13 protein-coding genes are annotated in these 14,350 nt (G+C 71.7%); 11 read left to right on the plus strand and 2 right to left on the minus strand.

Translation table 11 applies throughout. The annotated features are described in order from the left end of the window. Positions 1-6 precede the first annotated feature (6 nt). The 7 genes from EXE47_RS02160 (at position 7) to EXE47_RS19175 (ending at position 7,237) form a co-directional block, all read left to right on the plus strand. Positions 7-471, plus strand: a complete 465-nt coding sequence (locus EXE47_RS02160; protein ID WP_137707972.1) for a hypothetical protein — start codon at positions 7-9, stop codon at positions 469-471. Continuing rightward, the gene (locus tag EXE47_RS02165) at positions 462-1,070 is read left to right on the plus strand and encodes a hypothetical protein (RefSeq protein ID WP_049931731.1); all 609 of its coding nucleotides are present in this window, start codon (positions 462-464) and stop codon (positions 1,068-1,070) included. Before EXE47_RS02160 ends, EXE47_RS02165 begins: the two co-directional genes overlap by 10 nt. Then, positions 1,064-4,285, plus strand: a complete 3,222-nt coding sequence (locus EXE47_RS02170) for a hypothetical protein (RefSeq protein ID WP_137707973.1) — start codon at positions 1,064-1,066, stop codon at positions 4,283-4,285. Before EXE47_RS02165 ends, EXE47_RS02170 begins: the two co-directional genes overlap by 7 nt. Positions 4,286-4,368: 83 nt before the next feature. Further along, positions 4,369-4,821: a DUF5791 family protein gene (locus tag EXE47_RS02175; protein WP_086216871.1), complete on the plus strand. Its 453-nt coding sequence runs from the start codon at positions 4,369-4,371 to the stop codon at positions 4,819-4,821. Further along, positions 4,818-5,720 carry an NAD-dependent epimerase/dehydratase family protein gene (locus EXE47_RS02180; protein WP_137707974.1) on the plus strand — a complete coding sequence of 301 codons (903 nt, stop codon included), beginning with the start codon at positions 4,818-4,820 and terminating at the stop codon, positions 5,718-5,720. The genes EXE47_RS02175 and EXE47_RS02180 overlap by 4 nt, the downstream gene beginning before the upstream one ends. Positions 5,721-5,843: 123 nt before the next feature. Beyond that, positions 5,844-7,016, plus strand: coding sequence for a bifunctional oligoribonuclease/PAP phosphatase NrnA (locus tag EXE47_RS02185; RefSeq protein WP_049931724.1), 1,173 nt, complete (start codon positions 5,844-5,846; stop codon positions 7,014-7,016). 89 nt (positions 7,017-7,105) lie between these two features. Beyond that, on the plus strand, positions 7,106-7,237 hold the full coding sequence (locus EXE47_RS19175) for a hypothetical protein (protein ID WP_254921855.1): 132 nt from the start codon (positions 7,106-7,108) through the stop codon (positions 7,235-7,237). Between the two features lie 72 nt (positions 7,238-7,309). Here EXE47_RS19175 and EXE47_RS02190 read toward each other — a convergent pair whose 3' ends face one another. Further along, a complete protein-coding gene (locus EXE47_RS02190; RefSeq protein WP_049931723.1) occupies positions 7,310-8,524 on the minus strand; it encodes a proteasome-activating nucleotidase in 1,215 nt (404 codons plus the stop codon). Positions 8,525-8,717: 193 nt separating this feature from the next. Between EXE47_RS02190 and EXE47_RS02195 the strand changes: the two genes are divergently transcribed. The 4 genes from EXE47_RS02195 to rad50 all read left to right on the plus strand — a co-directional run bounded on the left by EXE47_RS02195 (position 8,718) and on the right by rad50 (position 13,484). Continuing rightward, positions 8,718-8,981 (plus strand): helix-turn-helix domain-containing protein, encoded by a 264-nt coding sequence (locus EXE47_RS02195; RefSeq protein WP_049931722.1) that lies wholly within the window; start codon positions 8,718-8,720, stop codon positions 8,979-8,981. An 86-nt stretch (positions 8,982-9,067) separates the two neighbouring features. Further along, positions 9,068-9,484 carry a hypothetical protein gene (locus tag EXE47_RS02200; protein ID WP_094592910.1) on the plus strand — a complete coding sequence of 139 codons (417 nt, stop codon included), beginning with the start codon at positions 9,068-9,070 and terminating at the stop codon, positions 9,482-9,484. Continuing rightward, on the plus strand, positions 9,481-10,800 hold the full coding sequence (gene mre11, locus EXE47_RS02205) for a DNA double-strand break repair protein Mre11 (RefSeq protein WP_137707975.1): 1,320 nt from the start codon (positions 9,481-9,483) through the stop codon (positions 10,798-10,800). The genes EXE47_RS02200 and mre11 overlap by 4 nt, the downstream gene beginning before the upstream one ends. Beyond that, a complete protein-coding gene (gene rad50 / locus EXE47_RS02210) occupies positions 10,797-13,484 on the plus strand; it encodes a DNA double-strand break repair ATPase Rad50 (protein WP_137707976.1) in 2,688 nt (895 codons plus the stop codon). Before mre11 ends, rad50 begins: the two co-directional genes overlap by 4 nt. 381 nt (positions 13,485-13,865) lie before the next feature. Here the strand turns inward: rad50 and EXE47_RS02215 are convergent, their stop codons facing one another. Beyond that, positions 13,866-14,333, minus strand: coding sequence for a hypothetical protein (locus EXE47_RS02215; protein WP_086216174.1), 468 nt, complete (start codon positions 14,331-14,333; stop codon positions 13,866-13,868). Between the last annotated feature and the right edge of the window lie 17 nt (positions 14,334-14,350).

Consider the following 14,350-nt stretch of genomic DNA (forward strand, 5'->3'; position numbering starts at 1 on the left):
TCTCGCGTGTCGCGTGACTCCACGGAATCCGGCGCGTCGGCGACTCGGAACGGACCGAGCGCGGCGTTCCCGACCGCCGACCGTGCCGCCGTCGAGCCGATCGCCGCGCTCGTCGCGGTGGTGGTCGTCGGACTCGCGTTGGGGCTATACGCCGGCGCCTTCGCGGACGCGGCGCCGGACGACCGTCGGTCGGCCGCGAAGTCGGCACTGGACCGGGTCGAGGGGAGGGTCACCGTCGGCGGCATCCTCGACCCGGACCGGATGCGGCGGGTCGAAGCGCCGGGGACCGCGATCGCGATCGAACTGGAGGCGGACGGCGAGCGGTGGTTGGCCGCGTCGGGGCCGGACGCGCCGGGACCGCCGGGAGTCCGGACCCCGGAAGCGGTCGCGGTCGCCGAGCGACGGGTGACGGTCCGCGTGGCGCCGGGCCGTAACGTCCGCGGAACGCTCCGGGCGGTGGTGTGGCGGTGACCAGCACCGTCCTCGACGTGACCGTGCTGCTGCTTTGCGTCTCCGCGAGCGTCGTCGCGCTCGGCGCGAGCGACGCCGGCGGCCCCGACGGCCCGACCGCGACCGACGCCGCCGACCGGCTCGTCACCGAGACCGAGACCGTGGCGTATCCCGACGAGGGCGCGCCGAACGACACCCGACGAATCCACGCGACGCGCGCGGAGTTGCTCGCGCTGGTCGCCGAACGAGTCGGTGACGGGGGCACGAAAACGGCGTTCGACCGCCGCGCGATCGACGCGGTTCACACCGGGATCGGTCCGCGGACGCGCGTCGACGTTGCCCTCGACGGGCCGACGCGGACGGCGGAGAGAGTGGGTGGGGTGCCGGAGCGATACCGGGCGCCTGGCGCGTTTCGAACGACCGAACCGGCGGCCGACTCGTCCGGATCGACCGCGGACGAGACCCGACGGGTGGTCGCCGTCGGACCGGAACCGCCGCGAGACGCCACCGTCGGGGTCGCGGTCGTCAGACAGCCGCTTCCGGCAGGAGTCGACGGCAGTGGGGAATCGGACCGACGCGGAGCGGGTGCTACGGTCCGGATCGTCGTTCGGAGGTGGTGAGCGTGAAGGGCAGCGACTCCGGTCGGGCGGGTTCCGGCCGACGGAGCCGGACGTTCGCGGTCGACGAGCGGGCGCGAGTCCCGTTCGCGCTGGTCGGCGTGCTACTGCTCGTGACGAGTTCGGCGTACGCCGCCGGACTCGCCGAGCAGGGGCTCGTCGGCGAGGACCGCCGCGTCGAACGCGCCGTCGAGCGAGTCGACGCCGACGCCACCGCCGCGCTCAGGAGCGCGGCCCGGGAGGCCGCCCACGAGGCGGCGGCGGAGCCGGTGACGCGGCCACCGAGTGGACCGGGAGCGGCGGCCGAGGCCGTCCGGGAGGGATCGGCCTTCGAGGACGCGTTCCGGATCCGACTCGCGGTCGCCGGATCGGAGGCGCTGGGTGCCGTTGAGAGCGACGTCGGCACCGTGACGGCGACCGCGTCGCTACCGGCCGTCGAGTCGCCGAGCGACCTCGTCGCCGCGCGCGAGCGGGTCCGCGTCGAGCGGGTCGCCAACGGGACCGCGACGCGAGTGACGTTCGAGGGCGTCGCGACGACCGCAACCCGGAACGGGCGAACCGTCGTGAACCGGACGCGGTCCCAAACGGTCACCGTCGCGGTGCCGACGTTGGCCGCTCACGAGCGGACCGAGCGGTTCGAGCGCCGACTCAACCGCGGTCCGGTCGAGGGGCCCGGACTCGGGCGACAGGTCACGGCCAGCCTCTACGCGATGGCGTGGGCCCGGGGGTACGGGCAGTACGCCGGCGCACCGGTCGAGAACGTGGTCGCGAACCGCCACGTGGAGCTGTCGACGAACGCCGGGATCGTCCGCGTCCAGCGGGATGTGTTCGGAACGAGCGATCCCGACGCCCGCGGCGGCGTCGCGCGAGCGACCGCCCGGACCGGTGTGACCGACCTGCTGTCGCCGACCGGCGTCGACGAAGCCTCCTGGACGGACGCCGTCCTCGGAGCGCCGACGCCGACGGCGGAGACCGAGAGAGAGCGGACGGCCTCGGACGGGAACGCGGCGACGAGCGAGGACGCGGCGTTCGACTCGGCCACGGATCCGACGAGCGAGACGGCGTCGGTCGAGGTCGGGCACGCGGCCGACCGCGCCGCGACCCGCGTCCACGACGACCTCGAATCGATCGTGCGGGCGAGCCACCGAGTCGAGGCGACCCTAGAGACGGAGGCGACGCGGGTCGTCGAGGGCGGTCCCGTGAGCCCGGGTCGTCCCCGGTCGCAGCTCGGAGAGCCCTGGCGGCGGGTCGACACGTCGCGGACGGAGCGCGTCCGCGTCGCCGACGGGAGCGACCTCCGAACGGGAACCGACGGCGAGACGGTGTCGGCCGGCGAGTCGGTGTCGTTCGGCGGCGCGACTCGGGAGGTCGTCGTCGAGCGCGCAGCGACAGCGACGTGGGAGCGACGGGTCGTCGAACGGGGACCGAACGGAACGGTACAGGACGTGAGCGTCGACCGCGCCGTGACGAGCGACGAGGCGACGGACCGGTACCGCGTCCGCGTGTCGGTGACCGGGACGTACGCGCCGCGCGACGACGCCCCCGACGGGCCGACGGCGACGTTCGGCGCCGCCGACCGGGACGTTGCCGGGCCCGACCTCGCCGACACGCCGGCGGCCGCGAGGGCAGAGCTGAACGTCGAGACGGCGGGCGACGTCGATCGGCTGGCTCGCGACGCCGTCGAACGGGGCGACAAGAGGCGGTCGACGGTCGTGTACGGCGACCGATCGGGCGCCGACCTAGACCGGATCGCGGCGGACATCTCGACGCTGTCGGAGCGCGTCCGCGACCTGGAGACCGAGGCGTCGATGGCCGACGCCGCGGTCGGCGAGTCGACGCCGTACGGCGATCTCGCCGCGGCCGTGCGCGATCGACGCGACGCGCTACGCGACGCCCCGAGGCGGTACGACGGCGCGGTCGACCGGGGGCGCGTCGCCGCCCGCGTCGCGTATCTCGACGCCGTGATCGGGGAGCTCGAATCGGCGTCGGACGACAGGAAGGCGGCGTCTAACGGAGTTCTCGACCGCGTGAACGACGCGTTCGGTGGACCGCCCGTGGGCGAGGTGATCGCCAGCCGCGAGGCCGCACGCGACCCGGGGACCTACGCGGTCGGCGACGAGGGGCCCGCCGGCGCCGTCACGTTCGCTCCGGAGGGGTCGCCGGGGTATCTCCCGCGGACCGCGGTCGACGGCGAGCGCGTGGAAGGCGTCGACGGCACGACCACGAGGCCGCTCGCGGCTCGAAACGTGAACTACGCCACGCTCCCGTACAGCGACGTCTCCGGCGGGATCGCCGACCGGATTCTCGGCACCGACGACACGGTCCGTCTCGGCGTCGCCGGGCGATCGCTCCTCGCGGCCGACGAGGCCCTCGCGGCGGCCGACGACGACGACCTACGGGCCGACCGAAACGCGCTCGCCGGACGGGTTGACGCCTCGCTGGGACGCGTCGACGACGCGTTACAAGACCGGCTCGCGAAACGGACCGACCTCTCGCGCGAGCAGCGGAACGCGGTCGTAGAGAGCGTCGCGTCCGAGTACGGTTCGCTCGGCGACAGGGCCGTCGCGGTCGGCGACGGCGAGTACCCGAACCGCGTCGCGAGCGAGGCGGCCCGGGTCGGGTCGCTGTCGAGGGCCGAACGGCTCGGCCTCGCGGCGCACCTCCGGGTGGAGACGCGGAAGGCGGCGGGACGGGACGCGGTCCGCGTCCCGGCTCGCTTCGTCGACGCGACGACGACGGCGTCCCGGACGATTCGTCGAGACAGAGTCGAGTCGAAGATCGAGTCCCGCGCCCGGAAGGCGGTCGCGTCGGTGCCGGACGAGCGGGTGCCGAAGCCCGTTCGGAGCGTCGGCGCGGGACTCCCCGTCGCGCCGGTCCCCGGGTACTGGGTGGCGACGGTCAACGCGTGGAACGTTCAGGTGCGCGGAGAGTACCCGCGCTTCGCGCTTCGTGCGAACGTCGGGACGCCCGACCGCCCGTTCGAGTACGTCCGGGAAGCCGACGAGGTCAGCGTCGATGTGAACGGCGAGTCGGTCGCGCTCGGCGCGACGGAGCCGGTCGCGTTCGAGGCGCGGACGGTCGTCGTCGTCGCGGTCCCCGCCGGGCCGCCGGGCGTCGGCGACGTCGACGGGACGCGCGAGGAGACGTCCGGCGGCTGGCCGTGTCCGGGATCGCTGAGCGCGTCGCCCGGAGAGGGGGACGAGTGTACGGAGCATTGAGGGAGGGAGGGAGAACGCGGGCGGTGAAGCGCCGGGACGCGACCGACCGCAGGCGTTTTGCGACGGCGCGACCCAGAGGGAGTATGTTCCACGAGGTCGTTGACGACCGCGGAAGCGGGCCCGACGTCGACGCGGACGAACCGGCGGCGGCGGAGTTACTCGCGGCCTTCGAGACGCTGGTCACGGAGGCCGCGTCGGGCGTCGACGGCGACCGGCTCGTCGGCGAGGTCGGCCTGACGGAAGCGGACGCGAGCGCCGTCCGCGACGGGGACGTCGCGGCGCTCTCGCTCGCGGACGCGGCGGCCGTCCTCGCGGCGGCGGAGCCGGGGCGCGACGCCGACGCGATGGTCGCGGAGGTGCGCGATCACCTCCTGATGGGGATGGCGACCGCCGTCCTCGACGTCGACGCGATCGCCGCGCGGATCGACGCCGACCTCACCGGGCAGGAGGTCCAACAGGCGCTGGAGGGGCGGACCAGATTAACTCTTGGCCAGCTCGCGGAGATACTCGCGGTCATCGAGCGTCGGAAGCCATGAGAGTCGTCGTCGTCGGCTGCGGCTACGTCGGGCTGGCGCTGGCGGAACAGCTCGACGCCCGCAGCCACGAGGTCGTCGGTGTCCGCCGGTCAAACGCCGGCCTCGACGCGGTCGACGCGGTCGGCTCCGGGGTCGAGGCCGTCCGGGCGGACGCGACCGATCCCGAGTCGCTCTCGGCGCTACCGGACGCGGACGCGGTCGTCTTCGCGGCCAGCTCCGGCGGCCGCGGTGCCGACGCGGCCCGGGAAGTGTACGTCGACGGCTTGGCGAACGTCGTCGACGAGTACGGCTCGCGGGCCGCGCCGCCGGACCGGCTCGTGTACACCTCCTCGACGGGCGTGTACGGTGACCACGACGGCGGGTGGGTCGACGAGGAGACGCCGGTCGACCCGACCACGGAGAAGACCCGCGTCCTCGCCGAGGCCGAGCGGATCGCGACGGAGCGCGCGGCCGCCGCCGGGATCGACGGGACCGTCGTCCGGTTCGCGGGGCTGTACGGGCCGGAACGCTACCGGCTGGATCGGTACGTGGATGGCCCGGTGACGGCCGGTTACCTGAACATGGTCCACCGCGACGACGCCGCGGGATCGATTCGACATCTGCTGGAGACGGACCGCGCACGCGACCGCGTCGTCCTCGTCGTTGACGACGAGCCGGTCGGCAAGCACGTGTTCGCCGACTGGCTCGCGGACGCCTGCGGCGTCCGGCGCCCGGAGAAGCTGTCGAAGGACGAGCGGATCGCGGCGGGGAACCTCTCGGCGGCCGCGGAGCGCCGGATCCGAACCAGCAAGCGCTGTTCGAACGCGCTGCTCCGCGAGCTCGGCTACGAGTTCGCTCATCCCACGTTCCGGTCCGGCTACCGCGACGCGGTGCGAGCGTACCGGACGCGGACCGAGTAGCGCGTCTCGGACGGACGGCGGCCGGTTCGGCCCGTCGTCGTCCGACCGCGGTCGGTTCCGTCGGTTTCACTCCGTCAGAACGGTAACGAACCTTCATGTGTCGGGAGCGACTCGACACAACGCATGCGAGCGATGAGCGCGGTCGGCGACCGACTCTCGCAGGCGGAGGCAATGGTCCGGGAGAACCCGGAGATCGCCGTCGCCGGGGCGCTCATCGTCCTGATCGTCGTCGCCGTGGGGCTCGTCGTGCTCCGTGCCCGCCGGACGCCTGGGGTCAGGTTCCGCCGGCTGCTGGCCGACGAGGACGAGATAACGGTGTTGATGCACCCGAACCCGGACCCCGACGCGATGTCGGCCGCGGTCGGCGTGGCCTCGCTCGCCGATCAGGTGGACGTCGACGCAACCGTCCAGTACCCCGGTCAGATCCGTCATCAGGAGAACCGGGCGTTCCGGACGGTCCTCGACTTGGAACTGGAGCCGATCGAACACGTGAGCGACCTCGCGTCGGAATCGGTCGTCTTGGTCGACCACAACGAGCCGCGGGGGTTTGCCGGCGCCGACGGCGTGTTGCCGATGGCCGTCGTCGATCACCACCCCGGCGACGGCGCCGGTGGATCGTTCACCGACGTACGGACCGACTACGGCGCGAGCGCGTCGGTCGTCGCCGAGTACTTTCAGGACAACGACGCGGTCCCCGTCCCGCCGGACAAACACGCGAGCGAGACCGGGAGCGACCTGACGCTGTCGACGGACACGGCGACCGGGCTGTTGTACGGTATCTTGGCCGACACGAAACACCTCACCGTCGGCGCCAGCGAGCCCGACTTCGCGGCGGCCGCGTACCTCTATCCGGGCGTCGATCAGGACCGGCTCGACCGGATCGCGAACCCGGCGGTCGACGCGGAGGTGCTGGAGGTGAAGGCCCGGGCGATCGCCGGCCGTCGCATCGAGGGGTCGTTCGCGGTCGCGGACGTCGGCGGCGTGAACAACGTGGACGCGATCCCGCAGGCCGCGGACGAACTCATCCAGCTGGAAGGAGTCAGCGCGGTCGTGGTGATCGGCGAGCGAGACAAGACCGTCCACCTCTCGGGACGCTCGCGGGACGACCGGGTCCACATGGGTAACGCGATAGCGGCCGTGCTGGACGACGTCGACAACGGGAACGGTGGGGGGCACTCCCGGATGGGCGGCGGTACGATCGAACCGGAGCTCGACCCCACCGGGGAGGAGCCGAAGACCGTCGACCGCGACGCCCTCGCCGACGGGCTGTTCCGGGCGATGGCCGGGGACGTGTGACCGCGATCGACGCGGCGGGCCGGCGGGGCGAGGCGTCCACGCCGGACGTGAGCGTGCGGATTTAAGTTCCGGGCGGCGATCCCTCCGCTATGTACATCGCTGACGCGCTCGACGACGGGTGGCTCGCGCTCGCCGGCGTCGGCGCCGGCTACGGTATCGCGGTCGGACTGGTGTTCCTGCTGGTCTTCGTCGTCCCGTACCTAGCCGTCACGGCGCTGTAGCGGGGCGCTTTCGTCAACGCCCGAGGGGTGAAAACGGCGATCGGCGGGTCTCGATCTGTGGTCGTCCGGGTCTCAGGCGAACGCCAGCGAGTCGTCGGCGTTCGTCTCCTCGTCCTGCCGGAGCTTCTCGTGGGCCTCGAGGAAGTCGTCGAGCGTGACCTCCGTGCGGTCGTCGCGGATAGCGAACATCCCGGCCTCCGTACAGATCGCCTTGATGTCGGCGCCGGAGGCGTCCGGTGTCAGCTCGGCGAGTTCCGCGAAGTCGACCCCGTCGGCGAGGTTCATGTTGCGGGTGTGGATCTGGAAGATGATCTCGCGGCCCTCGGTCTCCGGCTTGGGAACCTCGATGAGCCGGTCGAAGCGGCCGGGACGGAGGATCGCGGGGTCGAGCATGTCGAAGCGGTTGGTGGCGGCGATGATGCGGACCTCGCCGCGCTCGTCGAAGCCGTCCATCTCGCTGAGTAGCTGCATCATCGTGCGCTGGACCTCAGCGTCGCCCGAAGTCTTCGAGTCCGTCCGCTTCGAGGCGATGGCGTCGATCTCGTCGATGAAGAGGACGGCGGGCTGGTTCTCGCGGGCGACCTCGAACAGGTCCCGGACCAGCTTCGCGCCCTCGCCGATGAACTTGTGTACCAGCTCGGAGCCGGCCATCTTGATGAACGTCGCGTCCGTCTCGTTGGCGACCGCCTTCGCGAGCATCGTCTTTCCGGTGCCCGGCGGGCCGTACAGCAGCACGCCGCTCGGGGGCGTGATGCCCACGTCCTCGAACATGTCGGGGTGTTCGAGGGGCATCTCGACCGTCTCGCGGACCTCCGTCATCTGGTCTTCGAGCCCGCCGATGTCGGCGTAGGTGACATCCGGGGAGTGTTCGACCTGCATCACGCGGGCGCGGACGTCGGTCTCCTTCTCCAGCTTCTTGACCACCGAAAGCGAGTTGTTGACCGCGACGCGGTCGTCGGGGTCGAGCTGCTCGCGCAGCTCGTCGGTGATCTCGGTGAGCGCCTCCTGGTTGTTCCCGTGCTGTTTGATCACGGCGCCGTCGGGCGTTATCTCTTGGACCGTCGCCACGAACAGCGGGGACTGCTTCAGCTTCTTGTTCTCGTGAGTGAGCCGCTCGAGCTTCTGCTGGTACTTGTTGTTCTCCGCGTTGGCGTCGAGGAGCTTGTCGCGCATCTCCTCGTTTTGCGACTCGAGGACGTCGAGCCGCTCCTGTAAGGAGTCGATCTTCTCTTGTTTCGACGCCGAGCCCTCGTAAGGCATGTCGACGTCGTCGACCGTATCGCTCATTGTGTTTATTAAAGGGTCTCGCGGATAAGAGGCTTCGGGTGGGGGCACGATGGCGGCCGTACCGCCGGCGAACCACCGAACGACGGCGGTCCGGGTCTACGCTGATTCGCAGGTTTGACGGGAAATAATTCTCAGTAGTAATCAAAATGGATAGTAAATATTATTATCCGGCATGCCAAGGATCGGTATACGAATGAGCACGACCGACGCCGTCACCGCCGACGACGGGACCGCGGACCGCTGGGCGGCCGTTCGCGACCTGCCGCCGAGCGCCAAGCTGGTCGCGAAGGTGTTAGACTACAACGACACGCTGACGCAGAGCGAACTGGCCGAGGAGACGCTGCTCCCGCCCCGGACGGTCCGGTACGCGCTGTCGCGGCTCGAGGAGGAGGACGTCGTCGACTCGCGGTTCTCCTTCACTGACGCCCGCAAGCGGCTGTACTCGCTGGGTATCTGAGCGCGGACCGCCCGATCCGCCGCCGACGCTGACGCCCGGACCGCCCGCGTGCGACGATTTATCGGCGATACCGCGGCAGTCGTCCCGTGGTCTCGACTACCGCCGTCAAGCGCGCGCTGGCCGCGCTCGCGACTCGAACCGACACCGCGAGACGTCCGTACGTCGCCGTGATCGACGAGGCGGACGCCGCGCGATCCGACCTCCGGCGCGCGGCCGGATTCGTCGACGCGATCGGGCTCGACGGGCTGGCGGAAGCGATTGACGCCGCGGACCGCGCGGACGACGACGCCGCCGTCGAGCGGGGGCGCGGCGCGCTCGCCGCGTACCGGTCGTTCCGGCGGGCGGCGGCGGGCGACGCCCCCGGAAACGACCGCGAGGCGAACGCCGGGAGCGACGCCGACCGAGACAGCATCGGCGACCGAGCCGGCGGCGCCGAGCGCGATCACTTCCGCTCCGGCCCCGGAATCCCTAAGCCGGACACCGGCCAAGACGCGGACAGATGACACGGGTGATCCACACCGGCGACACCCACATCGGGTACTCGCAGTACCACTCGCCGGTCAGACGCCAGGACTTCCTCGACGCCTTCGAGGCCGTGGTCGACGACGCGGTCGACGGCGGCGTCGACGCGGTCGTCCACGCGGGCGACCTCTTCCACGACCGCCGGCCCGACCTCCAAGACCTGATGGGGACGATTTCCGTCCTCCGTCGGCTCGACGACGCCGGAATCCCCTTCCTCGCGGTCGTCGGTAACCACGAGTCGACGCGGGGCGGCCAGTGGCTCGACCTCTTCGAGCGGCTGGGGCTCGCCACCCGGCTCGGCGACGAGCCGGTCGTCGTGGGCGACACCGCCTTCTACGGCCTCGACCACGTCCCCGTCTCGCGGCGCGACGACCTCGACTACGCCTTCGCCGACCACGACGCCGACTACGCCGCCTTGGTCGCGCACGGTCTCTTCGAGCCGTTCGGCTACGCCGACTGGGACACCGAGACCGTGCTGACGGAGAGCGACGTCGCCTTCGACGCGATGCTCCTCGGCGACAACCACACCCCGGACACCGCCGAGGTCGCAGACACGTGGGTCACGTACCCCGGGTCGACGGAGCGCGCGAGCGCGAGCGAACGCGAGGGCCGCGGCTACAACCTCGTCGTCTTCGACGCCGACACGGCGGGCGGCGACGACCGCGTGGAGATCCGGCGCCGCGCGCTCGACACGCGCCCGTTCGTCTTCGTCTCCGTCGAACTGCGCGAGGGCGAGGGCGAGTCGCGGGTCCGCGAGCGCGTGCGCGAGTTCGACCTCGCGGAGGCGGTCGTCCACGTGGAGATCACCGGGGAGGGTGACCCGGTGACGCCGGCTGCCGTCGAGGAGTTCGCGACCGACGAGGGCGCGCTCATCGCGCGCGTCGTCGACCGACGCGAGGTCGACGCCGACGGCGAGGTGGACGTGAGCTTCGCCGACCCGGAGGACGCGGTCCGCGACCGACTCGACGAGATGGCGCTCTCGAGCGCCGCGCGCGACGTGGAGCGCGCGGTCCGCGAGGACACCGTCTCCGACGCGAACGTCCGCGAGACGGTGAAACGCAGGGTCGAGGAGCGGCTGGACGGAGACGGTGATCTCGACGCGTTCGACGCCGTCGAGGCCGGCGGCGACGGAGCCGAATCGGACGCCGACGGAGACGAATGGGACGGCGGCGGAGCCGAACCGAACGGCGACGCGTCGGAGCCGACGGAGCCGAACACCGAGCCGGAGGCCGCGGAGCCCGAGGACTCCGACCCGGCGTCGACGGATGGCCAAGTCTCCATGGAGGACTACCTGTGAAGTTCGACCGCGTCCGCCTCGCGAACTTCAAGCCGTACGGCGACGCCGACCTGCGGCTGACCGAGGGCGTCACCGTGATCCACGGGCTCAACGGCAGCGGGAAGTCGTCGCTGCTTGAGGCCTGCTTCTTCGCGCTGTACGGGTCGAAGGCGCTCGACGGGACCCTCGGAGACGTCATCACGAACGGCGAGGAGGAGACGGAGGTCGAACTGTGGTTCACCCACGACGGCGTCTCCTACCGGGTCGAGCGGCGACTCAAATCATACGACGGTCGGATCGACCACAAGTGTACGCTCGAGTCGACCGACGGGAGCGACGTGGCCCGCGACGGCGCGCGCGCCGTCCGCGAGTTCGTCACCGAACTGCTGCGCATGGACGCCGAGGCGTTCGTCAACTGCGCGTACGTCCGGCAGGGCGAGGTGAACAAGCTGATCAACGCGACGCCCCGGGAGCGGCAGGACACGATCGACGACCTCCTCCAGCTCGGGAAGCTGGAGGAGTACCGCGAGCGCGCCGGTGACGCCCGGCTCGGCGTCGAGGACGTGCTGGAGAACCGCCGCGGGCGGCTCGACCAGCTCGACGAGCAGATCGCCGCGAAGGAGGACCGCGACCTCCACGCGCGGCTCAACGAGCTTGAGGGCGAGCTCGGCGACGTCACCGACGACATCGACCGGTACGAGGCCCAGCGCGAGCAGGCGAAGGAGACGCGCGACGCGGCCGCGGAGACGCTGGAGACCCACGCGGAAAAGCGGGAGAAGCTGGAGTCGGTCGAGGCCGAGATCGACGAGATCGAGGCCGCGATCCGGGAGGCCGAGCGCGATCGCGACGACCACCGCGACGCGATCGGCGAGGCCCGCGAGCGGATCGCCGAGGTCGAGGCCGCGATCGACGACCGACTCGACGACGCCGGCCTCGACGCGCCGACCGAGGCGGCCGTCGCGAACCGGCGCGCGGAACTCGACGACCGTGAGGAATCGATCCGCACGGACCTCGACGACGCGCGGGTGAACGCCGAGGGGCTGCGGAACCAAGCGACGAACCTCGCCGGGAAGGCCGACGACCGCACCGAGCGCGCGGAGGAGATCGAGTCCGAGGCCGACGACCTCGACGACGAGGCCGAGACGGCGGCGGAGGAGGCGGCGGAGCGCGAGTCGTCGATCGAGACGCTCCGCGAGGAGGCGGCGGAGCTCCGCGAACGGTTCGCGGCCGCCGACGTCGACCGCGACGGCGTCGCCGACGAGCGCGAGACGCTGCGCGACGAGCGGGGAGGAATCCGCGAGCGAATCGCCGAGCTGTCGGCGGAGCTGAAGAACGCCCGCGAGCGCGTCGAGGAGGCGGAGGCGCTGCTCGCGGCCGGGAAGTGCCCGGAGTGCGGCCAGCCGGTCGAGGACTCGCCGCACGCGAGCGGGATCGGCGAGGATCGCGAGCGAGTGGCGGAGCTCGAATCCGAGCTGGAGGCCGCCCGCGAGCGCGAGGGCGACCTCGACGAGCAGGTCGCGGAGTTGGACGAGCTCGCGAGCGCGGCGGACAGACTCGACGAGATCGACGAGCGGATCGCGACCCTCGAAGAGCGCGCCGAGGAGAAGCGCGCGGCGGCGGAGCGGAAGCGCGAGCAGGCCGCGGAGAAACGCGAGCGCGCCGCCGAGCTCCGCGCTGAGGCCGAGGACACGCGTGAGGTCGCCGCGGAGAAGCGCGAGGAGGCGGAGGCCGCCGCGGCGCGCGTCGAGGAACTCGAAGCCGATCTGGAGGCGGTCGCGGACGCCCGTGAGGCGGTGACGGCGGTCGAGGAGCGCCTGTCGGCGATCGCGGACGCCGAAGACGAGATCGAGCGGCGCCGCGAGAAGCGCGAGAACCTGGCGGAGGTGAACGACGAGCGGCGCGACCGACTGGCGGACAAGCGCGAGCGGCGCGACGAGCTCGCCGACGCCGTCGACGAGTCCGCCGTCGAGACGGCGAAAGAGCGGAAGGAAGAGGCGGTGGAGTACCTCGAGAGGGTCGCCGGCGAGCTCGAGCGACTCGACGAGCGGAGAGAGGAGCTTCAGAACGCGATCGGCGGAGTGAAAGGCGACATCCGCGAGCTAGAGGGGCTCCGGGAGGAGCGCGAAGCGCTCGGCGATCGGGTGGACGCGCTCGAGACGCTCCACGAAGAGACGAGCGAGCTGGAGACGATGTACGGCGACCTGCGGGCGGAGCTCCGCCAGCGCAACGTCACCGAGCTGGAGCGCACGCTCAACGAGACGTTCGAGCTCGTCTACGGGAACGACGCCTACTCGCACATCGAGCTCGACGGCGAGTACGTCCTCACCGTCTACCAGAAGGACGGCGAGCCGCTCGACCCCGAGCAGCTCTCCGGCGGGGAGCGCGCCCTCTTCAACCTCTCGCTGCGCTGCGCGATCTACCGGCTGCTCTCGGAGGGGATCGAGGGCGCGGCGCCGACGCCGCCGCTCATCCTCGACGAGCCGACGGTGTTCCTCGACTCCGGGCACGTCTCGCGGCTCGTCCGGCTGGTCGAGGAGATGCGCGGGTTCGGCGTGCGCCAGATCGTCATCGTGAGCCACGACGACGAGCTGGTGGGCGCGGCCGACGAGCTGGTCACCGTCGAGAAGGACCCGCGCTCGAACCGCTCGACCGTCCGCCGGGAGGACGCGGCGGAGCTCGACGTCGCGTCGCTCGCGGACGACTGAGCGTCACCGCCGCTTCACCGGGTCCTTTTATATAGATCAGACGGCGGCAGGAACGGTAGAAGCCCGCGGCGACGCCGCCGCTGAGAGGGACGGCGGCGACGGCTCGCACCTCCACGTCGGCGCGTGCCTGCGAGCGGCCGCCACCGGCGGCCGCGAGGAACACGCGCGAGGGAGTCGGGCGCTCCGAGGGCGACCGAAGGGAGCCCGAAGGACGCGCCCGACGAGGCTGGGGAGGCGTGAGGTGCCGTGCGGTCGCGGTCGGGTGGGGCTCAAATGGGCAGCCTCGCGGCCGGGGCTTTGAGCTGTTCGCCGTCGATCTAGATCAACAATTTATAAGCGAACAGCCGCAGCCGGCCGCAGATCGCGGTTATATGTGAGATATCAGTCGCCGTCGCCCTCACCAACCTCGTCGCCCTCGTCCGCCGACCCGTCCCGCAACAGCCCCAGCGCCTCGGCCGCGACCGGGGTCGCCTCGTAGCCGCGTCGCCCCGCGACCTCGGCCTCGTCGACCAGTCCCGCCGCACGGAACTCCGTGAGCGTCCCGTGAAGGTCGGACTCGCACATGTCGGCCGCGTCGAGGAGGTCGATCGCGGCGATCGGTCCCTCGTCGGCGACCACGGCGAGCAGGCCGAGCGAGCGGTCGTCGCGGACCGCCCCGAGCGTCCGGCGGACCGGCTCCGGCACGCCCGAAGCGGCGGTCGCGAGCGGCGACTCGCCGTCGACGACGCTGAGCTCCTCGTTGTCGACGTACCGCTCCGCGCCGGTCGCGGGGTCGCGCACGCGACTCGACTCGGCGGATCGCTTCACGAGGAGGTACGTCTCGCCGTCGCCGTCACGGACCGTCTGCATGGTCGAACCAGCGCCCC

This window comes from Halorubrum sp. GN12_10-3_MGM, from assembly GCF_005435235.1.
GTDB classification, from domain to species: Archaea; Halobacteriota; Halobacteria; order Halobacteriales; family Haloferacaceae; genus Halorubrum; species Halorubrum ezzemoulense.

Coding starts and splice junctions, on each gene's coding strand:
- EXE47_RS02180 (WP_137707974.1), top strand. CDS start 4,818: ATGAGAGTCGTCGTCGTCGGCTGCGGCTACGTCGGGCTGGCGCTGGCG.
- mre11 (WP_137707975.1), top strand. CDS start 9,481: ATGACACGGGTGATCCACACCGGCGACACCCACATCGGGTACTCGCAG.
- EXE47_RS02195 (WP_049931722.1), top strand. CDS start 8,718: ATGAGCACGACCGACGCCGTCACCGCCGACGACGGGACCGCGGACCGC.
- EXE47_RS19175 (WP_254921855.1), top strand. CDS start 7,106: ATGTACATCGCTGACGCGCTCGACGACGGGTGGCTCGCGCTCGCCGGC.
- EXE47_RS02190 (WP_049931723.1), bottom strand. CDS start 8,524: ATGAGCGATACGGTCGACGACGTCGACATGCCTTACGAGGGCTCGGCG.
- EXE47_RS02215 (WP_086216174.1), bottom strand. CDS start 14,333: ATGCAGACGGTCCGTGACGGCGACGGCGAGACGTACCTCCTCGTGAAG.
- EXE47_RS02175 (WP_086216871.1), top strand. CDS start 4,369: ATGTTCCACGAGGTCGTTGACGACCGCGGAAGCGGGCCCGACGTCGAC.
- EXE47_RS02185 (WP_049931724.1), top strand. CDS start 5,844: ATGCGAGCGATGAGCGCGGTCGGCGACCGACTCTCGCAGGCGGAGGCA.